This is a genomic window from Christiangramia sediminicola (assembly GCF_031344135.1).
Taxonomy (GTDB): Bacteria; Bacteroidota; Bacteroidia; order Flavobacteriales; family Flavobacteriaceae; genus Christiangramia; species Christiangramia sediminicola.
This window is the reverse complement of record NZ_JAVJIU010000001.1, coordinates 1-19082: the sequence shown is the minus strand read 5'-3', so window position 1 is coordinate 19082 and position 19082 is coordinate 1. Positions and strand designations below refer to the sequence as shown.

Annotated in this window: 19 protein-coding genes and 1 pseudogene; 4 read left to right on the top strand and 16 right to left on the bottom strand. The window is 33.9% G+C overall.

The window, feature by feature from the left end:
* Positions 1-60: 60 nt before the first annotated feature.
* The 13 genes from RE431_RS00095 to RE431_RS00035 all read right to left on the bottom strand — a co-directional run bounded on the left by RE431_RS00095 (position 61) and on the right by RE431_RS00035 (position 11978).
* The gene (locus tag RE431_RS00095; RefSeq protein WP_309559921.1) at positions 61-660 is read right to left on the bottom strand and encodes a toll/interleukin-1 receptor domain-containing protein; all 600 of its coding nucleotides are present in this window, start codon (positions 658-660) and stop codon (positions 61-63) included.
* Complete coding sequence (locus RE431_RS00090) at positions 660-1544, bottom strand: DUF4231 domain-containing protein (RefSeq protein ID WP_309559920.1); 885 nt, start codon at positions 1542-1544, stop codon at positions 660-662. The genes RE431_RS00095 and RE431_RS00090 overlap by 1 nt, the downstream gene beginning before the upstream one ends.
* A 3-nt stretch (positions 1545-1547) precedes the next feature.
* Positions 1548-2060 carry a TIR domain-containing protein gene (locus RE431_RS00085; protein ID WP_309559919.1) on the bottom strand — a complete coding sequence of 171 codons (513 nt, stop codon included), beginning with the start codon at positions 2058-2060 and terminating at the stop codon, positions 1548-1550.
* Between the two features lie 156 nt (positions 2061-2216).
* On the bottom strand, positions 2217-2852 hold the full coding sequence (locus tag RE431_RS00080) for a hypothetical protein (RefSeq protein ID WP_309559918.1): 636 nt from the start codon (positions 2850-2852) through the stop codon (positions 2217-2219).
* A 277-nt stretch (positions 2853-3129) separates the two neighbouring features.
* The gene (locus RE431_RS00075) at positions 3130-3975 is read right to left on the bottom strand and encodes a toll/interleukin-1 receptor domain-containing protein (protein ID WP_309559917.1); all 846 of its coding nucleotides are present in this window, start codon (positions 3973-3975) and stop codon (positions 3130-3132) included.
* 162 nt (positions 3976-4137) lie between these two features.
* Positions 4138-4971: a hypothetical protein gene (locus RE431_RS00070; RefSeq protein WP_309559916.1), complete on the bottom strand. Its 834-nt coding sequence runs from the start codon at positions 4969-4971 to the stop codon at positions 4138-4140.
* A gap of 142 nt (positions 4972-5113) precedes the next feature.
* Positions 5114-6694 (bottom strand): type I restriction-modification system subunit M, encoded by a 1581-nt coding sequence (locus RE431_RS00065; RefSeq protein WP_309559915.1) that lies wholly within the window; start codon positions 6692-6694, stop codon positions 5114-5116.
* A gap of 194 nt (positions 6695-6888) precedes the next feature.
* Positions 6889-7278 (bottom strand): hypothetical protein, encoded by a 390-nt coding sequence (locus RE431_RS00060; RefSeq protein ID WP_309559914.1) that lies wholly within the window; start codon positions 7276-7278, stop codon positions 6889-6891.
* Between the two features lie 136 nt (positions 7279-7414).
* Positions 7415-9019, bottom strand: a complete 1605-nt coding sequence (locus RE431_RS00055) for a DUF4209 domain-containing protein (RefSeq protein ID WP_309559913.1) — start codon at positions 9017-9019, stop codon at positions 7415-7417.
* 162 nt (positions 9020-9181) lie between these two features.
* The gene (locus RE431_RS00050) at positions 9182-9934 is read right to left on the bottom strand and encodes an HNH endonuclease (protein WP_309559912.1); all 753 of its coding nucleotides are present in this window, start codon (positions 9932-9934) and stop codon (positions 9182-9184) included.
* Positions 9935-10086: 152 nt separating this feature from the next.
* Positions 10087-11088 (bottom strand): serine hydrolase domain-containing protein, encoded by a 1002-nt coding sequence (locus RE431_RS00045; protein WP_309559911.1) that lies wholly within the window; start codon positions 11086-11088, stop codon positions 10087-10089.
* Positions 11085-11531 (bottom strand): MarR family winged helix-turn-helix transcriptional regulator, encoded by a 447-nt coding sequence (locus RE431_RS00040; RefSeq protein ID WP_309559910.1) that lies wholly within the window; start codon positions 11529-11531, stop codon positions 11085-11087. Before RE431_RS00040 ends, RE431_RS00045 begins: the two co-directional genes overlap by 4 nt.
* Positions 11532-11735: 204 nt before the next feature.
* The gene (locus RE431_RS00035; RefSeq protein ID WP_309559909.1) at positions 11736-11978 is read right to left on the bottom strand and encodes a helix-turn-helix domain-containing protein; all 243 of its coding nucleotides are present in this window, start codon (positions 11976-11978) and stop codon (positions 11736-11738) included.
* A 432-nt stretch (positions 11979-12410) separates the two neighbouring features.
* Between RE431_RS00035 and RE431_RS00030 the strand changes: the two genes are divergently transcribed.
* Together RE431_RS00030 and RE431_RS00025 are read left to right on the top strand one after the other, a co-directional pair.
* On the top strand, positions 12411-13196 hold the full coding sequence (locus RE431_RS00030) for an RNA polymerase sigma factor (RefSeq protein WP_408914502.1): 786 nt from the start codon (positions 12411-12413) through the stop codon (positions 13194-13196).
* A 2-nt stretch (positions 13197-13198) separates the two neighbouring features.
* On the top strand, positions 13199-14296 hold the full coding sequence (locus tag RE431_RS00025; protein ID WP_309559908.1) for a hypothetical protein: 1098 nt from the start codon (positions 13199-13201) through the stop codon (positions 14294-14296).
* Between the two features lie 522 nt (positions 14297-14818).
* On the opposite strand, the gene RE431_RS15665 is transcribed toward RE431_RS00025, so the two are convergent.
* The gene (locus tag RE431_RS15665; RefSeq protein WP_472924699.1) at positions 14819-15682 is read right to left on the bottom strand and encodes a S26 family signal peptidase; all 864 of its coding nucleotides are present in this window, start codon (positions 15680-15682) and stop codon (positions 14819-14821) included.
* Positions 15624-16415 carry a DUF5684 domain-containing protein gene (locus RE431_RS15660; RefSeq protein WP_472924698.1) on the bottom strand — a complete coding sequence of 264 codons (792 nt, stop codon included), beginning with the start codon at positions 16413-16415 and terminating at the stop codon, positions 15624-15626. Before RE431_RS15660 ends, RE431_RS15665 begins: the two co-directional genes overlap by 59 nt.
* Positions 16416-17134: 719 nt before the next feature.
* On the opposite strand from RE431_RS15660, the gene RE431_RS00015 reads away from it, so the two are divergent.
* On the top strand, positions 17135-17671 hold the full coding sequence (locus tag RE431_RS00015) for an RNA polymerase sigma factor (protein ID WP_309559907.1): 537 nt from the start codon (positions 17135-17137) through the stop codon (positions 17669-17671).
* 77 nt (positions 17672-17748) lie between these two features.
* Positions 17749-18870, top strand: a complete 1122-nt coding sequence (locus RE431_RS00010; RefSeq protein WP_309559906.1) for a FecR family protein — start codon at positions 17749-17751, stop codon at positions 18868-18870.
* A gap of 98 nt (positions 18871-18968) precedes the next feature.
* Here the strand turns inward: RE431_RS00010 and RE431_RS00005 are convergent.
* A pseudogene (locus tag RE431_RS00005) lies at positions 18969-19082 on the bottom strand (IS1595 family transposase); the annotation flags it as partial.

The following is a 19082-nucleotide window of genomic DNA, read 5'->3' as shown; positions in this document are numbered from 1 at the left end:
TCGAATTTTTTGAAGGCCTGTCAGTTTTGAACATCTGTAATATCTCCAACCTTTTAACTTTTATAATTTCCAATTTAGTACATCGTCTAATGGATGACTCCTTTGGTTGTTTGAAAATATTCTACTCTCATTAATTAAGGACTTTTCTAACCTATTAGTAACTTTAGAAATATATTCGTTTAAGCTTTTAGTTCCCCTAATGATGTATGCAACTTGAAGAAAATCGGGTAGTTGTTTTTCAGAAATATCTTTTAACGTTAAGACTGAAAGTTTAATTCTATTCTCTATTATCCCTTCTTGCAATCCTTTATCCAAGATTGCGGAATGACCATATCCAATTTCAAAAGGAACCCATTGAGATTTATATGTTTTCTCAGAAACAACAACCAACATATGTGTGCTTTCTCTAATGCCCTTTTTTATACTCTCTGTAATCAACTCTGAATTTCCTTGAGCCGCAGCCTGTTGTAAATCCTTATCTAACTCATCTAAATAGTAATCAATTTCAGCTTCTTTTAAATATTCAACTATTTTTCTGCATTCCTTTTTATCTTCCTTTTTGTGACTTAGAAAAACACAAGGTCTTTCTTTGACTTCTTTTGGTTCTAATAACCAAGAAATTTTGTCCCAAACATCTGCTTTATTATATCCTTTTACCATTATTTTCTTTTTTGAGCAAGCCAAAGAGTATGTTCTCTGGAAATTGCGTTCTCAGAATCTAATACAAATTCGGCTAATTCATCATCTGAGTTCACATCACCAAATGAAGCTTGTATAAAGTTTAATTCTTGTGCAGCTGTTGTATATGCCTGTTTTAATTCTTGATGCTGTTTAAGTTGTAACCAGCTTAAAGCCGATGCAGATATTGTTGTAAAAAAACCAACTAAATTCCAATTAGAATCTGGAAATTTGATTAAAAAGCCTATACTTATAATTGCGACGAGTTGAGAAAAAATTATAACTAAGAACCAATTACCATATTTCTCTTTATTAAACTCAGCTTTATTTGCATACCAATCCTTTTGGTCATTTATTCTATTTTGAATGTAAAAATCCTTCCTTTCTAGTGTGTTTAAATTTCGAACCTCCCACATCTTGTCTGTAATTATTGGAAGGACTATAGTTTTGGCATTTAAAGATTCATTTAACTCTTTGAATTCATTGCTAAATTCTTTTAATCGTGAAATAAATTTTTCTTTGACAACTTCTTTATCAAGATTTACTTCGAAACTTTCAGCGCAGGTTATGAATCGCCACGTTAACGTCTTACAAGATTCTGCTAATGCTCTCCCTTGATACCAAGTATCTTCAAATTTCTTTGTTCGGATTATTAACGTTAACGTAAAGCTGACCAAAAGAAAAATTCCGGAAATAACATAAACCCATAGTTTAGGTTCTGTATCTTGATAATTATATATTGCTAGTGCAGATGCAATTATCATTGTAATTAAATCGTAGGCTATTATTCCTTTATAATTTTTTTGAGCTTTTAATGATGCAGCATCTGAAGCTTGATACAAGCCAGGAAAATCTTTTTCTTCCATTATTCAGTCATTTAAGCCAAGTGATGAATAAACCGATTCATTATAAGTTCTACCGCCGATTGATTTGTCTGTAGTTCTTTTTTTAAACTCAGAAGGAAAGTTGTCCAATGCATATTTTATTATTTTCATTTTAAAAGAAATATGAACAACATATGTATCTCTTATAATTGGCGGACAAGTATTGTTATTTTGTTTCCTATCTCCATTAAGGTTTACGGCTATTATTGGAATATTCAGGTTTTGGGCAACTTCTAATTCCCATCTAACATATTTATATAGATTTTTGGTTGATTCGCCAATTAAAACTATTACTTGACTTGCATTTTGAAACCTCTTTCGAAGCTTACCTTTAATATAATCTTCATTACTTGCATTGGTTGTCAAACTATATTCATCGTGAGCATTTTCAAAATCAAAATCGATATGCTCCAATGCTTTCCATCCTTTCATTCTTGCATAAGCCCATTTATCATTATCTCCGTCAAAAATTATGTATGTTTTGTTTTTATGTCCCATTATTTATTTTTTTTAAGTTATTGATAACAAATCATTTAAAAATTGTGCGAGTTTGCGGCTTGATTGTTCACAGGATAATCCGCTAAACAAGCGAGCACGGCCCTTCGGTTTGAAACAGGTTTTACCATTGTTTTCATCTAGTGTAGTGTGTAGTTTTTAATAATTTCCAAGGTCCTCACTTAATAGAGAAAATTTTTCTGAATTTAATGCTGTGAGTAATGGATTATACTTCTCTTTATTAATATGATTTGCTTTTGAACGTAAATCTTTTAAGCGCATTATTAAACGTTCTTTTTCTTCTTCGTCATCATTTTCGTATAAATAATGTGGATTTATAATTAGAAACCCATCATTATCTTTTCTTAATATCTTTAAAATTTCATCATTCCAGAAAGTTTTGACTTCCATAAAAACTTTCGCCAGGTTTCTGTTTAGAGAGGATGAAATAATTACTCTTGAAGACTTCGATTGATTCTGTTCAAGGGAATAAGCATTTATAAAAGAAGGACCGATTATTTCTTTGTCATTCCAAAATATCGGCCCCCAATCAGCAGCACCCCTAATAGTAAATCCTGCTTCCAGAGCATTCCTCCATATGACAGAAATTGTATGAAAAAATGAAATCGTAGCCAAAAACACATCACCATAAACGGGTTTTTCCTCAAACCCAAATGAAACCACGACACTATCTGATATTGTTTGAACTCTACAGGGGTAAATACGTTTCCCCTTAATTTCAGAATCGGATTCCGCAAGTTCTTCATTCGAATAAAAGGGTAAATGCTCTTTCAATTCGAGAAGCTTGTCGAGTGGATTATTTTCGGTTCTTTCCCAGTTTTCTATAATTTCCTTCGAAAAACCAAGAATATCTAAGAAGGCGACTAATCCTTGCCCTTTGTGCTTTTTTATATTTCCTAAAATCGTTTGCTTTATATTACAATCAACATCTCGTATAAATACAGTGAACTAGCGAGCGTGAATGACCACAGGACAATCCGATTAGCCAGGGGCACGAGTCTCTATTTATGACAGATTTGAGCATTTTTTAAAATAAAGGACCACACATTTTTTATTCCGTCCGCTTTAAACTGTCTAACATTTCAAGTATTTCAATTAAATTTATAACGGTATCATTTCCAGTATCAACTCCCATTAAAACACCTCTTATTTCTATTTCAAATGTTAAGTTCATTTTACTATCAATAAGCTTAATCATCCAAGGGTCTATTTTATCGTTCTGACAAAGTATGTTTATATCTTTGGTGTTTTTATTGGTTTTTAACTCATTTAGAAGTGTATCTTTCATTAAATGAGGAAACCCCGAATCATACTGAGATTTGTACCTCTTAGTGGCAGTTTTATCACCTTTAATTATTATTTGCAGTAAAACTGTTTTTTTGTCCTTAGGAAACCAAGTAACACAATCAATTTCCAAAAGATATTCTCCTGTTATTTTATCCAAACCCCAATTTATTGCAAAATCGTGAACGTTTTCCCCGTCAGATTGACGTCCCATATGTTCAGATGAGAGTTGCCTTAAGGGACGAATTAAAGTTTGTAATCCTTCTTCAAAATCTTGTGTGAAATCTGCATATAATTTTTCCTTAAGAAATAATGGAATTTTGCATTCCTCCAGTAAAATAGGAATAACAACAACCTTTTTTTCATCTAATTCTCTCATTAGACCCGCATTCAATTCCTTTTTGCACCATTCACTTTGAATTGAATTATTCGATAAAACCACTAATAGAAATGATGAATCAGTCAATCCTTCTTCTATTTTATCGATTAGTGAATCTCCAGGCTGCATAGACCATTTGTCCAGCCAAACGTTAATTCTATTTTTGACTAATTCAATTGAAAGCTTTTCAACAAAGTCTCTATCCTTACTTGAATAACTTATAAATACGCTCATATTTTTGTTTGGTAACGTCCCTTATTAAATCAGTGCGAGCTTTTCAGCGTAATCGTCCACAGGCCTATCTGGCGATGTAAGCGGGTATAAAGATTCGAATTGGGATCATTTTTAGCATTTTTTTTATTGATGGCGAATGGTTTATAATAGTTTTCCTCAGATTTAAAACACTTCATCTTCAAAAGGTTGTATAAAATTAGCGGCAATGTGAAAGCCTAAATCTCTTATATTTAGATCATTTTCATACAAAATTGTACCTCTAAATGGGTAAATAAATTCTAAGCCTCCATTATCATTTTGAATATAATCTTGGACTCCATAAACTTTAAAATTATTATTTTGAAATTTCCCATATTGTAGGAATCCTCCAACGGATGGTACATTTTCATCCTTGCAAATTTGTTTTAAAACTTTTAAATATTTATTATCTGGAATTTCTTCTAAGGTATTGAGTATATTCTCTGCATTTCCGGCACCAGAACCTAAAGCAATATACTCCTCATTTTCCTCTAATACTCTGTCAAAAATTACTTCAAAACTCACATTATCAATTTCAATAAGATCAAATTTATAAACCAAGACTTCCTGGTGTTGGGGACAGTATCCTCCTAACAAAAATTCAATATCAGGTTCCAAATCCGCGCCATTGATAAGTTCTTCCGCTGTGCGTTCGAAGAATAATTTTACTACATTACAGATACCTTCAAATGAGAAACTGTCTGAGTCCGGTAAAACTTGTAAGTTTAATAAGACCTCCGAAATTGTTTCTTTTAACAAGTGAGCTGTAACCGTGGATCCACAATAACTAATTCCAATTTTGTAATTATAAACAGTTCTTTCAATCCCAGTATTAAAATCTCGTGGACCATTTATAATAACAGGAATTTCCATCACTTTTATTCCTATGTCGGCATAACTTTCCTCATCTGTTGAAACTCGTGAATCAGATGAAAAATGGATAGTATTATTTCTTTTCCAGCTTAGGCATAGTGTCATATTATACTTAATATTTGATGAAAGTTAGATTTTACAGTTACATATAACATTGCGCTAAATGAATTCTTAATTTATTCTATTGTTTAAATGCACCAGGACATTACTTTTCTGTTCATTTTTCCAGATTATCACAATTCGACTTTTAAATTATTTTGTCAAAATTTGCTTTGATTCTTTCCTTCAGTTCCTCTCCTTTTTCAAACTGCTCCAGTAACTGGGTTTTAAGCCCCTCCATTTTTTCTTCAAAAGGAATTCCGTCGTCTTCCTCCGCTTCGGTCCCAACATAAATACCCGGGGTTAATTTGTAATCTTGTTTTTGTACATCAGTAATAGTTGCTGCTTTAGCAAATCCCTCAACATCTTCGTAATTACCGTCGCAGTTTCTCCAGTTGTGGTAAGTTTCTGCAATTCGACTGATATCATTACCATTGAAAACCCGCAGTTTTCTGCTGGCCATTTTGCCCATTTTGGAGGCGTCTATAAATAAAATTTCATCGTTTCGCTCGCGGTGGGTGCCGTCGTTGCCGTTTCGGTTTTTGCTTAGAATGAAAATGCAGGCAGGTATTCCGGTGGTAAGGAACAATTTATCGGGTAAACGTACAATGGCATCTATCATAGAATTGTCTACCATATACTGGCGTACATTTTTTTCTCCTTTTTTATTGGAAGTCATCGCGCCGTTGGCCATCACGATCCCGGCGGTTCCGGTTTCGCTTAGGTGGTGCCAAAAGGTTTGCATCCACATATAATTGGCGCTACCATCGGTGGTGAATTCTTCCCGGGTTCCAAATAACCTGGGGTCGCCCTCCGGCAAATCTTCTGGGTGCCAGTTGCTCACATTGAATGGTGGGTTGGCAATGATATAATCGGCTTTTAGTTCAGGAAATTTATCATCTAAAAGCGAATTCCCAAGTTTGATGTCGAAAGAAAGGTTCCGCAGCATCAGGTTCATCAAGCACAATCGTAAAGTTTGCGCGGTCATTTCCTGTCCGTAAATAGCGATATCGCTTTTATTTCCGCCGTGTTCCTGCAGGAATTTTAAACTCTGCACAAACATTCCCCCGCTTCCGCAGGCAGGATCAAAGATCCTTCCTTTGTAAGGTTCCAGCAGTTCCACCAGTAAACGTACAATACTTCCCGGCGTAAAAAACTGTCCTGCGCCAGAACCTTCGGCCATCGCAAAACGACCGATATAATATTCATAAATACGGCCTAAAACATCACTTTCGGGATTTTCCTTTTCAGAAAATTTAGGTTTGGAAAGCAGGTTAATAATGCCGCCGGTTTGTTTTGGTGACAATTCACTACGGACAAATATTCGCGGCAATAAATTTTGAAGCTGCGGGTTGTATTCGGTAAGCAATCCCTGGATTTCATCAAAAGCATCATCTACTTTTACCTTAATATCATCCTGCTCGGCATTGTCTTTTAAATACTGCCAGGAAGCTTTTTCCGGAATTTTAAAGGTATTGCGGGAACGGTATTCGTCCCGGTCTTCCAGTACATAATTCATTTCTTCGGAATCGGTAGTATGATAATCTGAAGAAGGATCGTTTATTAAACCCTTTAATTCCTCCCGAATCACCTCGTAACGTTCGCTAAGGTGTTTAAGGAATACCAGGGGAAGAATGTAGTTTTTATAATTGTTTTCTGAAACGGCACCTCTAAGTTCGTTCGCCGCGTCCCAGAGTTCTTTCTCAAAATCAATATCTGCTTTTGCCATGTATGGTAGGTTGGGTCTTGTAGTTTATTTAAACAGCCTGAATTTAATGTTTTGGCTGCAATTAAATATTCCTGTAGGGTGGGAATATGACAAATATAAGGGAAATGGAGGGAATGTGAAGGAACCAGCTTAATCCAATATAAAAAACTAGATTTTCGAAACACGGGTGCTAACTATTCAGTTCATTTTAAGCTTTATTTTCTTTCTAGGCATTCTTGCCTTACGAATAACTTTTCACCGTTTTTAAAAGTGATCTCATAAAAATATTTGAATTTACTACTGTCCTCTACAAGATAATTATTCCCTGTTTCAAGACTTCCTTCGGAAGTCGATTCAATATCTGGTTTGCTGTACGTAGCACAGTTTTCTGTTGCAATATAATTAGGAGAATTCTCGAGGGTGGGAATCGACTCTTGGTCTTCGGTATCTGTTTTTGAATAGTAAAATATCCCAATAACAATTATACCTAATACTAATAGTATAATCAGAAACCCGCATCCTTTTCTGACTGTCCCTCCAAAACTTTTGCCGCCTAATAATGCGCCAATAATAAGAACGACCGCTAAAAGAACAAGGATTTCCATGTTGTTCTTCGTTTAATAATAATGATATAAATCCAGTACCGAGAAATACCGGATTAGTTTTTTTCTAGTTCTCTAAATTTACAGTTTTTCAACTAAACCCTTTATTTGCGATTAACTGACTTAGCAGCTGGTGATTTTAACCTTTATTGAATTTAAATAATTCCTCTGTTTTAATAGACATTTTGAGTGTCAACCACCATAAGTATATTCCATAATAATCTATTAAAATTGGTTCTATTAATCCGTGACAAACTTGATTTCTAAAATTAGTATTATTACCATCAATAAGAAAATTGTTTAGCTCTAGTAGTAAATCTTTATCACAGATTCCATCAAGCATTTTGTTGCTTTTATCTATAGACAAAATACTACCCAATGTATTATCATTTTGGATATCATCCGTAAGTCGAGTAGTATTTCTTCCATTTTGTTGAATTATATCTTTTAGACTATTTTCTATTTGTGGAAGAAGGATATGTGTTGAGAGAATGAAGTTATTTGCAAAACCTTGATATAAGCCTTCTGCGAATAAATATGTTCTATGTGATGGAATGAAATTACTCTTTGATTTATCAATTAAAGAGTAAACCAATTCTTTGGAAATAATTTTATCGAAATCCATAATTATTTTGATTTCTCTAATAATAGAAATTAGGTTGTTACGATAAAAATTCCTGGAAAAGTTGAAATTATAAGTTTCTTCATCTCCAATTCCGGCAACAGCACCTTTATTATTTAAATGGATATAATCTTTAAAAAATTGGGATAGAAATGTCTTTTTATAGTTAATTTTTTCATTTGGTAAAATTGGAAGAGCAATTAATGTTTGATAACCAGATTTAAAATCTTTTACACCTAGTGAGTTAAATGTTTCTCTTTTTAAAGAATTATTGGATTTAATTCCTACTCTCTGGAGCATTTCAGAATAAATTAACTGTTCTTTCTTTATTTTCCTTTCAAGTCTATTTTTAATTGATAAAGATTCTTTTATTCCTTTGAGTTCCTTTAAACTTTGAATATAAAGCGGTAAGATGTTGGGATAAAAAGTATTTTCCTCCTTATCAGAATTGTATTGATCAGCTTCAGCCTCAAAACATAATGCTAATTGTATTTTATATTCTTTCTGAGTATAAAATTTTATTACAAATAATATTTCTATATAATTTTTAGTATCAGTGTAGTTACAGGAACTATAACTAAGCTTTTTCAAATCTTCAAAATAATCTTTTAATTCTTCCAGAATTTTTTTTTGATCTAGAAAAACGGCGTTTTTAGTAAGATTTAATTGTATATGAGATGATTCTATTTTTTTAATTTCTCTAATAGAATATTCTGAAAATCCTTCAATTTGATCTTGAAAAATTGATTTCGTTTTTTTAATAAGGGTAAGAGCCCTGTTTATGTAATCTACTTCTTTAACTTTTTTATATACTTCTAGATAAGCTTCTACAGCCTTTTCAATATGAAAGACTTTGTTCTCTTTAATACACATAAACTTATAGTCATTCCATCTAGCAATAACTTCTTTATTATTTACTTCCTTAAATAAATCATCAAGAGATAATATATCGTTCTTATCTAATTTTAACTCCTTTAGCGATTTATCACATAGTTCACTTTTAAGTAATTGGAATAATGTGTGATTAAATAAAGAATTGTTTTCTGAATATATCCTATATGCAAAAACCTTTAGTTCTTTTGAATATTTTTTATTGGGAATATTAATAGGATCTTCTGTCATTTTGCAGAATCTTCATTAAACGCTTTGCTGTTAGCGGTCTACGGTTATCGCCAGTTGGCGAAGAATTGGAGACTGATTTGTCGGCTTAGTATTAGTTCCTGTTCAAGATAATTAATTTATTTCTAACGCCACTGGCTATTGGCGATTAACAGTCTTAACCATTTACGTTTTCCTCAATTTTTTTAATTTATATATATTCAACCAAGGTCTTTTTTTGTGTGCCATTCTATGACAATTTGAGCAGAGGAGTGCAATATCTTCTGGTCTTGTCGTATCTCCTTCTTTCATTTCACTAACTGGAATAGTATGGTGTGCTTCGATAAAATCTTTACCAAGTTCTCCATAATGTTCTTGAAAGTCAAAATTACATATTTCGCAAAAGAGTCTTCCGTGTTTGGTCTTGAAGTTCGATTTAGCAATTTGAGTCACTTTTGAATTTCGTTCGCGTGCTTTATGTTTTCGTTCAACAATTTTCCCTTCGGGGAATTCTCCTATTATTTCTAAGTTCTGCTCAAAATCTGAATCGAGTTTTAGAAGCCAAAATTTTCTTTCATGTCCAAAAGCACCCTTGTTGTTAGGTGATATTCCAAGATTTGTACAGTATCTGTTGTATTCAGATTCAAGCTTTTTGTTTGGTATTGGTTGATTTGAAAGAACTTTAGAAATTGCTTGATTTGTATGGCTACCATGTTTTGTAGAGTTTTGGTCGTGCTTATCAAGAGTATTCTTCAGGTATCCTACGAACCGACTCGGTGCAAACCGAAATTCCTTTTCTGTTTGATACGCAACAAAACAAGTTCCGCCTTTTACTAGGGATGTGGTTTTTTCAGATTGATTCTTGTTGCCGTTAACCAAATAGTATTCGAGAGTTATCAAATTCTCGGTAAGTTCTTGTTCACTAGTTATTGTTTTCATCTTATCTTGCACCTAACAGTTACGGTTCGCAAGTTGCTGGAGTTGGATCGCGGACTTGTCGGATGAACCATTTATTACTTGATAACCAAAAATACTCTTTTTCTGCGATACCCGTAATTTGCGATGAACCGCTGTTACCAAACGTTGTTCCATTATATTTTTTTTGATGCTATGTAATCAAGAAGAAAATTGCGTACACTTGAACCTCCCATCCCTGGGTTTCTATTTGTTAAAACGATAACGGTATATCTATCATCAATTATATCTAAAGCAGAAGCAACTCCAAGAGTAGTATTATCTAGATAATAACCACCCGGGTGTCCATAAATTTTACTTTCACCTTTGAAATTAAGCTGGAAGCCAAGCCCATAGTTTGCATTCGATTGTTTACTTCTCATTTCTTCTATTAATTCTATAGGAAGAAGTTGATTGTTTCTTAATGCTCGCGAAAATTTAAATAAATCATCAACTGTAGAATTGCTACCTCCATCTGGCAATCCTCCCGAAGTATTATTCATCTCCAAGGGTCTTAAAATATTATTTTCGACATATGCCGTATAAGACATTTTACTGATCGATTCGATTATTTTTCCTAATATTATATAGTCAGAATTACTATATTGAAAGTTACCGTGGTCTTTTATCGAGACTTTTTTTAATATTAGTTTATACAAAGTATCGAAATCATTTTGTTCTGCATCGCTTGTAAAATCCCAATAATTTCCAACCCCACCTGTATGGCTTAAGAGCTCCCTAACGGTTATACTATCTCTCAAAAAGCCGTTTTCAATTTTTGGCAGGTAGTTTCCTAAAGACGCATCTAAATTGATTTTATTTTGAGACTTAAGTTGCATAATAGAAATGGCAGTAAACATTTTTGACATAGAAGCCAAGCCTATACTACTATCGACAGAATGCTTTTTTGAATATTCAAGGTCTTTATAGCCAAAAGCTTTTTTCAATAGGATTTGGTCTCTATCTGCAATAAGAACTACTCCGTGAAGGCTATCCTTCTTTGCTTGATTATTTAAATATTCTTCTATTTGAATGATATTTAAACCGTTACTACTACTTTTTTCTTTTTTTTCTTGACTATTAGAGTTTTTACAACCAAAAGCTATAAAAACTATTAGGATTAGAATACGATTATTCATTTCGATGTGTTTAAAATTATTTTGTTTAATGTGCTTAATAAGTTTTCTTGTTCTTCTGCGTTTATTTTTTCTAAAGCAGTTTGTCTGTTTTCTTTGATTATGGGAATTGCTAATTCCAGAATTTTTCTTCCCTTGTCAGTAATTCTCAAATCTTTTTTTCTTCGGTCTGTTTCATTCTCCTTACGCGATAGGAAACCTCTTTTGAATAAGAGTTCGATCATTCGGGTTATTGAAGCAACGTCCTTAAAGAGTAATTCTGATAGTTCCACTTGGCTTATTTCAGGTCTTTTCTCTATTTCAATTAATATTAGAATTTGGTTGATAGTAATAGAGTAGCCAAGTTTATTTAGGTTGTTTTGTGCCATAGTTCTATACTGCTTTATGGCTTTTTCTATTTGGTAGAAAATTGTCTCTTTTGGATTTTCAAAACTGTTGTTTTTCATTGATGTAGATATAATTGATGTATCAAATATATAAATAAATTCTTTAGACTCAATTTTTGCTCTATTATATTGGGCAATGCGTTACACCTCAAACAATTTGCCTTTTCAGTAATATATTGGGAGTAAAGGTGGTTTTACCAAATATAAAACATCAAAATAATGGAGAAATTGGGAAATACGTAAAGAGAGAAGAATTAAAGGAATTTATTCAGAAAATAATTCAAAATCAATATCGAGAAGCATTTTAGGTTCAACTTCCAGGGCTTTGGCTAATGCTAATAATGTAGTAAAGGAAAAATTTCTATTACCATTTTCAATAACACTTAAACTGCCTTTTGTTACTCTGCATCGTGCGGCAATATCGTCTTGACTTAGACCTTTTTCTTCACGAAGCCTTTTCACTTGCCTCCCGAAAATTCGTTGTCTTTTAAGGTCTAAATCTTCCATAATACTTACTTGAAAAGTAAATACAAGAAATTTTTGATTAAATAATGTTACAAGAACTTGTAACAAAAACATATTTTTTGTTACTTAGCTGATAGTTAGATCAAAATGATTTAATTTTTATATTTGCGATACTTCTTAAAGTAAAATATTAGAAGCATTCGCTTTGAGTCTTGAACAGAAAACTGGTAATTTTCAACAAACCACAAGATGATAAGTGTAAATGCTCACGACCCGGGCGTGGGCTTACTTCATCGTGGTAAGGTATACCAGTGCCTCTGTTCGATAAGTTGAGTCTCCACGCCTTTTTTGTTATAAAAAAACAGGCCTTCTTCTCAATTGTTTTCAAAGCTATCTTCTCTTTATATCTTATAAGAATTCGCTTAAGCTAAATCCATTTTAACTCTGGAGGTTTATACCTCCACTTAAAAGCGAATGCTTATGTTACAGCGTATTTTTGAATTATTACAACAAGGACATCCTGATGCTTTGGAGTTTATTTACGCCAGGTACCACCGCAAACTCTTTTGGGTAGGAAAGCAATTAATACGAGATGAATTTGTCATTGAGACCATCCTTCAGGATACTTTCTTAAAATTATGGGAGCAAAGGGATGGGATAGAAAGACCCGAACATATTTACTTTTTCCTGCGTTATGTGATGAAAAGGGATTGTACCTATTACTATGCCCGCCCTAAGAATAATTTTTACCGGAATATCAACCGCCTGGAATATTATGAGAACTACCAGGAATATATGCACGGCTATGACCCCGAGAAGGAGGATGAACATCTGTTGGATTGCGAGACCCAGCAGAAAGCCTTCGATCGGGTAAGCCGTGTTTTTCCCCTACTAAGCCCCGAAAGACGACGCTTGATAGAACTTTGTTTAAAATATGATTTTCGCTATAAAACTATTGGTCAATTAATGGGAACCAGTATCACCTATACTAGCAACGAGGTAAAAAGGGCTATCGAAGATATTAAAAACATTATCCACCAGGGGAGCAATTTGGAATCAAAACCAAAACCGATGCTGGCGGTAAAGATTCAGGGCGAAATGACCGAGGAACAGGAAAAGGTCTTGCAGCTCCGCAACGAACGGCAATATTCTTTTGCTTCCATTGCTAAAGAGCTAAACCTTTCCCAAAAGGAGGTTCACCAGGAATTTATGACCGCCTATAAGCTACTACAGCTCAAACACGAACAACAATCGGCTTAGTTATGGGAAAGGACACGATAACACTCACCCGTAGTATCCGGTTAGAGATCGACCTGCCTACCCAGGAAGAACGCCAGGAGGCTAAAAGTAAGCTGTACCAATGGCGTTACCGCTGTCATAAAGCTGCGAACCTTATCGTTTCCCATCTATATGTTCAGGAAATGATCCAGGAGTTTTTCTATCTATCAGAAGGGGTGAAGTATAAGCTGGTGGATGAGAAAAAGGATGAACTCGGCCTCTTTGACCGGTCGCGGATGAATACCACCTACCGGTTGGTATCTGACCGCTATAAAGGAAAAATGCCCACCAATATATTATCCCAACTTAACAGCAGTATTCAAAGTACTTTCAAGAAAAACAGGGAGGAATACTGGAAAGGCGAGCGTTCCCTACATAATTTTAAAAAAGAAATGGCCTTTCCCTTTACGATGGAAGGGGTTTGCGGGCTTGAATTCAACCCTGAGAAAAGTGCCTTTTGTTTTCGGTTCTTTTCTATCCCGGTAAAAACCTATATAGGTAGGGCATTTAATGACAAATGGAAATTAATGCACCAGCTCACCAAGGGCGAGATTAAAATGCGCACTTCCTATCTCAAGTTAAAAGATGGTAAGATCTTTATGATGGCCGCCTTTGAAATGGAGAAAGAAAAACACAACCTAAGAACAGAAGTGGTTGCAGAAGCTATGTTATCCCTGGAGTATCCAATTATCGTGAAAATTGGTAAGGCCAAGCTTAGCATAGGGAGCAGGGAAGAATTTTTTTACCGACGGTTAGCTATACAAGCCGCCAGTAGAAGAACCCGAGAGGGTGTAAAATATGCCAGGTCTGGTAATGGGCAGAAACGAAAAACAAAAGCCGCAGCCAGGTTTAAAGATAAGGAACGCAATTATGTGAACCAGCGACTGCATGTATACAGCAGGGAGCTAATAGATTTCTGTGTAAAACACCAGGCAGGAACACTCATTTTAGTAGACCAGGAGCAAAAAATTGAATTCGCCAAAGAGGACGCATTTGTGCTAAGAAACTGGGGCTACTATGATCTAATGACCAAAATAAAATACAAGGCCGAAAAAGCCGGTATTGAACTGATCATTGGTTAAAACATTTTCGAGGGCGCTTGTACACCCGCAAGGTGAAGGGAACATTTCACTCACTAAATGCGCTTAGCATATACAACGCGTGGGTCTCTCTTAGTAAGTATACCCAATTGAGACACACAAATTGGAAAGAAAAAGGTGATTCTAAAAAACAGAATATTACTAATTATCCGAATAGATTGAGAGGGTGCTTGTAAACCCCTAAGGTGAGTTGAACACTTTACTCACTAAATGCGCATAGCATATATAACGGCGTGGGCTACTTATTTTTTAAAAATATTTGAGGTTGGATTAATTAATAGCATTTTAAGGAGCAAAGCGCAGAAAAATGAGTAGCAAGAGGGTAACACGCTGCGCGATGTTACTTTTTTTTAAAACCCTCATTTTTAGTTATTTATACCCTGTGATAACTATGATTTTATATCAATTTGCGACAAATGGCCTGGAAAGCTGCATAAACAGGCGACTTTTTGCGACAAATTTTAAAAAGGTAAATTGATAAAAGGAAAGTTTAGGTAAAAACTCTTAATGTCGTTTATTTTTCAAAACTTTTTGAATTCCAAAAATTATTAATAGTAGGACAATAAAATAAACTAAATATGACCGTGGTTTCCCTTCACCTCCAACAGTTGTAAACATCCTATCCCATCTGATTTTATTCCATCCTTCCTCCATATTATTTAAGCTTAACCAGATAAATACGGGCTTACCAACTACATGATCAAATGGAACATATCCCCATTTCCGAGCATCTAGTGAATTCTGACGGTTATCCCCCATCATCCAGTAATAATCCTGTTGAAATGTATAATCATCAGTTTGCATGCCGTTTACAAATATTTCATTATCAATTATTTGTAGGTGATTATCTTCATATTCGTTAATAATTCTTTTATAAAAAGGTAAGTTGCTTTTACTTAATTTGACTGTTGAGCCTTTCTTTGGAATATAAAGAGGGCCATAATTATCCAAATTCCAGGATAAGGTGTCTATATATGGAAAAACACTTTGAGGTTCACCCGGTTTACTCAATAGTTTTCTAACGTCTTTAACCACAGGATTTTTACTGATCAAATTTGCCTCAGGATCGGTAAGGGTTAACAAATAGCCTCCATCTTTATTTAAGGCGAATTTTCCAGTTGAATATTTCAAACCTTCCCGAGCTCCATATCTTTTATTCAGTAAGTTTTGGTCTATTGCTTGTCCCTGAGTATTTATAAAAAAATTATATTGAGGTTTTGCTCGATCGGGTAAAACTGTTCGGTTACCATTTATATAAATATATCCCTCCTTGATTTCTAAAGTGTCCCCAGGTACTCCAACAGCCCTCTTAACCAGATTGGATTTTATCGACAGGCTTATAATAATTACGCTCTGGACTAAAATCATTCATATTCAAGAGGGTATCCGCTGGCTGGTTGAAAACCACCAAATCATTTCTTTCAATTTTTTCTAAACCGGGAAATCTCAAATATGGGAATTGAAATTTATTGATCCAAGAAGAATTTTTTTTCTCTTTCTCATCATTAAAAAGGTATGATTTACCTAAGCCGGGGATAGTATCATGAACCATTGGCGCCGCAATGGTAGTCATAGGTATCCTTGCTCCATAATTGATCTTACTGACCAATAAAAAATCACCTACTAATAAGGTTTTTTCTAAGGATGAAGATGGTATGGTATAAGGCTGTATAAAGTAAGTGTGCACAATCGTGGCCGCAATAATCGCGAATAGAATAGAACTAACCCATTCGCCAACGGAAGTTCTTGGTTTAAGGCTTCTATCGTTTATATGGGAAACATCTAGGAAATAATTGAGGTAATAAATATAAAACCCAAAGGTTAATATTGCCAACCAGGTGTCTAATTTTGAATGTTTCCCAAAACTTCTAACTGTTTCCACCCAAAGGACCGGGAACATTATAAGGTTTACAATTGGAATAAATAATAAAATAGTCCACCACCAAGGCCGGTTTATAATTTTCATTAAAGCCACAGCATTATAAATAGGAATTGCTGCTTCCCAGGGCTTTCTTCCTGCTTTTTTATAGAGTTTAAAGGTACCTAAGAAATGGATCACTTGAATTCCTACGAAAAGTAGAAACCATTGAGAAAATGTCATGGAATGATTAATTTATTGATAGGTAATGAAAACATAAGAATCGTTACAACTATTCAATTATTTAGGTAGCTCAAAGTTTTAAACCATAATAGAAAATGACAGCAAGAGGATAACACGCTACGCTGTGTTGGGTAATCATTTTCGTAAATTTTAGGGCTTTATGATGGTAAATAAGGTGAAATTATTTTAGTCTGGAAAATTTGAAAATAATTTTTCACGGAAAAATGTTTTCAGCCCAGTGATACCGGTGATTTTTTCACGGAAAAGTTTAATTAACAGTGCCATTCACCACTTTTATCTTCACTGCGCAAAAGCTTTGCTTGAATAAAAGAGGTTCATTATAAATGGTCTTGGACACGAGCCAAAAAGCTTTGAAGATGAATAGGTGAATTTGATTCACTAGTTTAAGCTTTTCAACTCAAGTCCGCTTGATAGTAACTAAAATTTACCTATCAGGATTTCAGAGTTTTATTATAATCCTTTTATACTGTCCTTAGAATTCAGAAAAGACCACAAGTGCTTGTTACACCGATTTCATATCGATAAGGATGCTTCCCAAAATACCGAGTTTAGACTAAGGTATTATATCCAATAAATTTTAGCTTTGATGATTTATAGCTTTTAGAAAAAGATTAGAAAGCTTCAGAAATAGTATATTAGCTTTTTATTAACAATTGTATCCATTATTACAGCCTATCCCTAGCATAAAAGGTTTAAGAATGCTGCAAAGAAAATTGAGAGCAGGAGATTCAAAAGCATTAGAGGAAATTTACAATCTGTATTTTCCTAAGGTTTATGCCGTGGCTATTAAATTCGTAAAAAATGAAACTGTCGCTCTAGACCTTGTGCAGGATTCTTTTTTGAAAATATGGCGAAATCGTAAAAATATTAATTTAGACATTCCTTTAGATCAGCAGTTATATGTAATTACAAAGAATGTGGTTTTTGATTATTTTCGGAAAAAAGTGAATGAAGAAAACCTCTTGAATGAATACAGGTTATATCAGGAGCAAACTCAAGATACAGTATCTTCCAATAAGAACGAGCAAATAAAAAAACTGAACAGCTTATTAGAGCAACTCCCCAAGCGGCAACAAGAGATATTTAAATTGATTAAATTTGAAGGCCTTTCTTATAGTGAGGTTGCTTCTACACTTGGTATTTCTAAACATACGGTTTCCAGCCACTTTTCAACCGCTATGAAATTTTTGAAAAAAAATATTCAACTTTTTAGCTTTTTCTTCCCCATCCTTTAAAAAATTAAAATTTTAACATTTATAACTAGTGATTTCCTAGTTGAGGATCGTAATCCTTATAGAAACACTTGTAATCGATGTCTCAAAATATTTACAACTTATTAGAAAAATTCTTTGAGGGTAACTGTACTGCAGAGGAAATAAATACTTTAAGGAATTACTTCAAAAGGAATTCCTATGATGAGATTGAGCCTTTCTTATTAGATGAATGGAATAGCCCTAAGGCTGCTGATCTGTCTAGAGAGAAAAAGGAGTTAGTCTTTCAAGATCTAATGAAGCAGGTGAATTCAGAAAATCAGTCGTCGCGTATTAAATTAACTGCTTTTCTAAAATATGCAGCCATCTTTATTGGAATACTAAGTGCATCAATCTGGTTCTTTAAGCCCACTTCTGATGTTCTAGAGAGTCCAGAAATAACTATTGAATTAGAAGATGGTAGTATAAAGACATTAGACTCACAAGAAGATTTGGTAGAGCATTCAGATTTCACTTATAAACAGGGTGAATTATTGTATGCGCAAGGGAAAGATCCTTCAAACGAGAAACTGGAATTTAATACGATACGTGTGCCTTTTGGAAAATCACTAACATTGGTTTTATCTGATGGTTCCAAAACTATAATTAATGCAGGCTCTTCTTTAAAGTATCCTAAAACTTTCCTGGAAGGTAAGGGTCGTGAGGTTTATCTTGAAGGGGAAGCATATTTTGAAGTAGCTTCAAATCCAGAAGAACCCTTTAAAGTGATTTCAGATCATATTAAAACTCAGGTTTTAGGAACCAAGTTTAATGTTTCGGCCTATCCTAAAGATAAGAATGAAAACATAGTATTGCTAGAAGGTTCAGTGCACGTTTCTACAGAAGAATTGGATCAAGAAAGAATTCTTGAACCAAATGAAATGGCCGTATTTCAAAAATCTAAGAATTCTTTGCATAGCATCAAGACCAATGCTATGAATCATATTGCGTGGACTAAAGGAATTATGCTTTTTAGAAATGAAAAGTTCAGCACGATTCAACGTAAACTTGAAAGACACTACAATATTGACATAGATTGTAAAGATGAAGATTTATTGGAGCAGAGTTTTACAGGACGTTTTCGAAATGAGTCTATAGAAGAAGTTCTTAAAACGTTTCAAAGAGCCGCCTCCTTCAGTTATAATATAAAAAATAATAAAATCACTATTAACCCAAAAAAGTAATTATATGACATAAGGCTACAAAAAATAGAAAATCGGAAAATGCTGGAACATTTTCCGATTTAAAATACAAATTATTTAAAAATTTTCTGATTATCCGTTTATGCACCTGTTATATTCGCAATTACTAGTCTGTCAAAGAGTTTGTCTCCAAAATACCGTCTGTTTAATTTGTAAATAAACTCGTTGAGATACAACTGTAAGTATTTCCTTTT

Coding starts and splice junctions, on each gene's coding strand:
- RE431_RS00095 (WP_309559921.1), bottom strand. CDS start 660: ATGGTAAAAGGATATAATAAAGCAGATGTTTGGGACAAAATTTCTTGG.
- RE431_RS00090 (WP_309559920.1), bottom strand. CDS start 1,544: ATGGAAGAAAAAGATTTTCCTGGCTTGTATCAAGCTTCAGATGCTGCA.
- RE431_RS00085 (WP_309559919.1), bottom strand. CDS start 2,060: ATGGGACATAAAAACAAAACATACATAATTTTTGACGGAGATAATGAT.
- RE431_RS00075 (WP_309559917.1), bottom strand. CDS start 3,975: ATGAGCGTATTTATAAGTTATTCAAGTAAGGATAGAGACTTTGTTGAA.
- RE431_RS00070 (WP_309559916.1), bottom strand. CDS start 4,971: ATGACACTATGCCTAAGCTGGAAAAGAAATAATACTATCCATTTTTCA.
- RE431_RS00065 (WP_309559915.1), bottom strand. CDS start 6,694: ATGGCAAAAGCAGATATTGATTTTGAGAAAGAACTCTGGGACGCGGCG.
- RE431_RS00060 (WP_309559914.1), bottom strand. CDS start 7,278: ATGGAAATCCTTGTTCTTTTAGCGGTCGTTCTTATTATTGGCGCATTA.
- RE431_RS00055 (WP_309559913.1), bottom strand. CDS start 9,019: ATGACAGAAGATCCTATTAATATTCCCAATAAAAAATATTCAAAAGAA.
- RE431_RS00050 (WP_309559912.1), bottom strand. CDS start 9,934: ATGAAAACAATAACTAGTGAACAAGAACTTACCGAGAATTTGATAACT.
- RE431_RS00045 (WP_309559911.1), bottom strand. CDS start 11,088: ATGAATAATCGTATTCTAATCCTAATAGTTTTTATAGCTTTTGGTTGT.
- RE431_RS00040 (WP_309559910.1), bottom strand. CDS start 11,531: ATGAAAAACAACAGTTTTGAAAATCCAAAAGAGACAATTTTCTACCAA.
- RE431_RS00035 (WP_309559909.1), bottom strand. CDS start 11,978: ATGGAAGATTTAGACCTTAAAAGACAACGAATTTTCGGGAGGCAAGTG.
- RE431_RS00030 (WP_408914502.1), top strand. CDS start 12,411: ATGCTTATGTTACAGCGTATTTTTGAATTATTACAACAAGGACATCCT.
- RE431_RS00025 (WP_309559908.1), top strand. CDS start 13,199: ATGGGAAAGGACACGATAACACTCACCCGTAGTATCCGGTTAGAGATC.
- RE431_RS15665 (WP_472924699.1), bottom strand. CDS start 15,682: ATGATTTTAGTCCAGAGCGTAATTATTATAAGCCTGTCGATAAAATCC.
- RE431_RS15660 (WP_472924698.1), bottom strand. CDS start 16,415: ATGACATTTTCTCAATGGTTTCTACTTTTCGTAGGAATTCAAGTGATC.
- RE431_RS00015 (WP_309559907.1), top strand. CDS start 17,135: ATGCTGCAAAGAAAATTGAGAGCAGGAGATTCAAAAGCATTAGAGGAA.
- RE431_RS00010 (WP_309559906.1), top strand. CDS start 17,749: ATGTCTCAAAATATTTACAACTTATTAGAAAAATTCTTTGAGGGTAAC.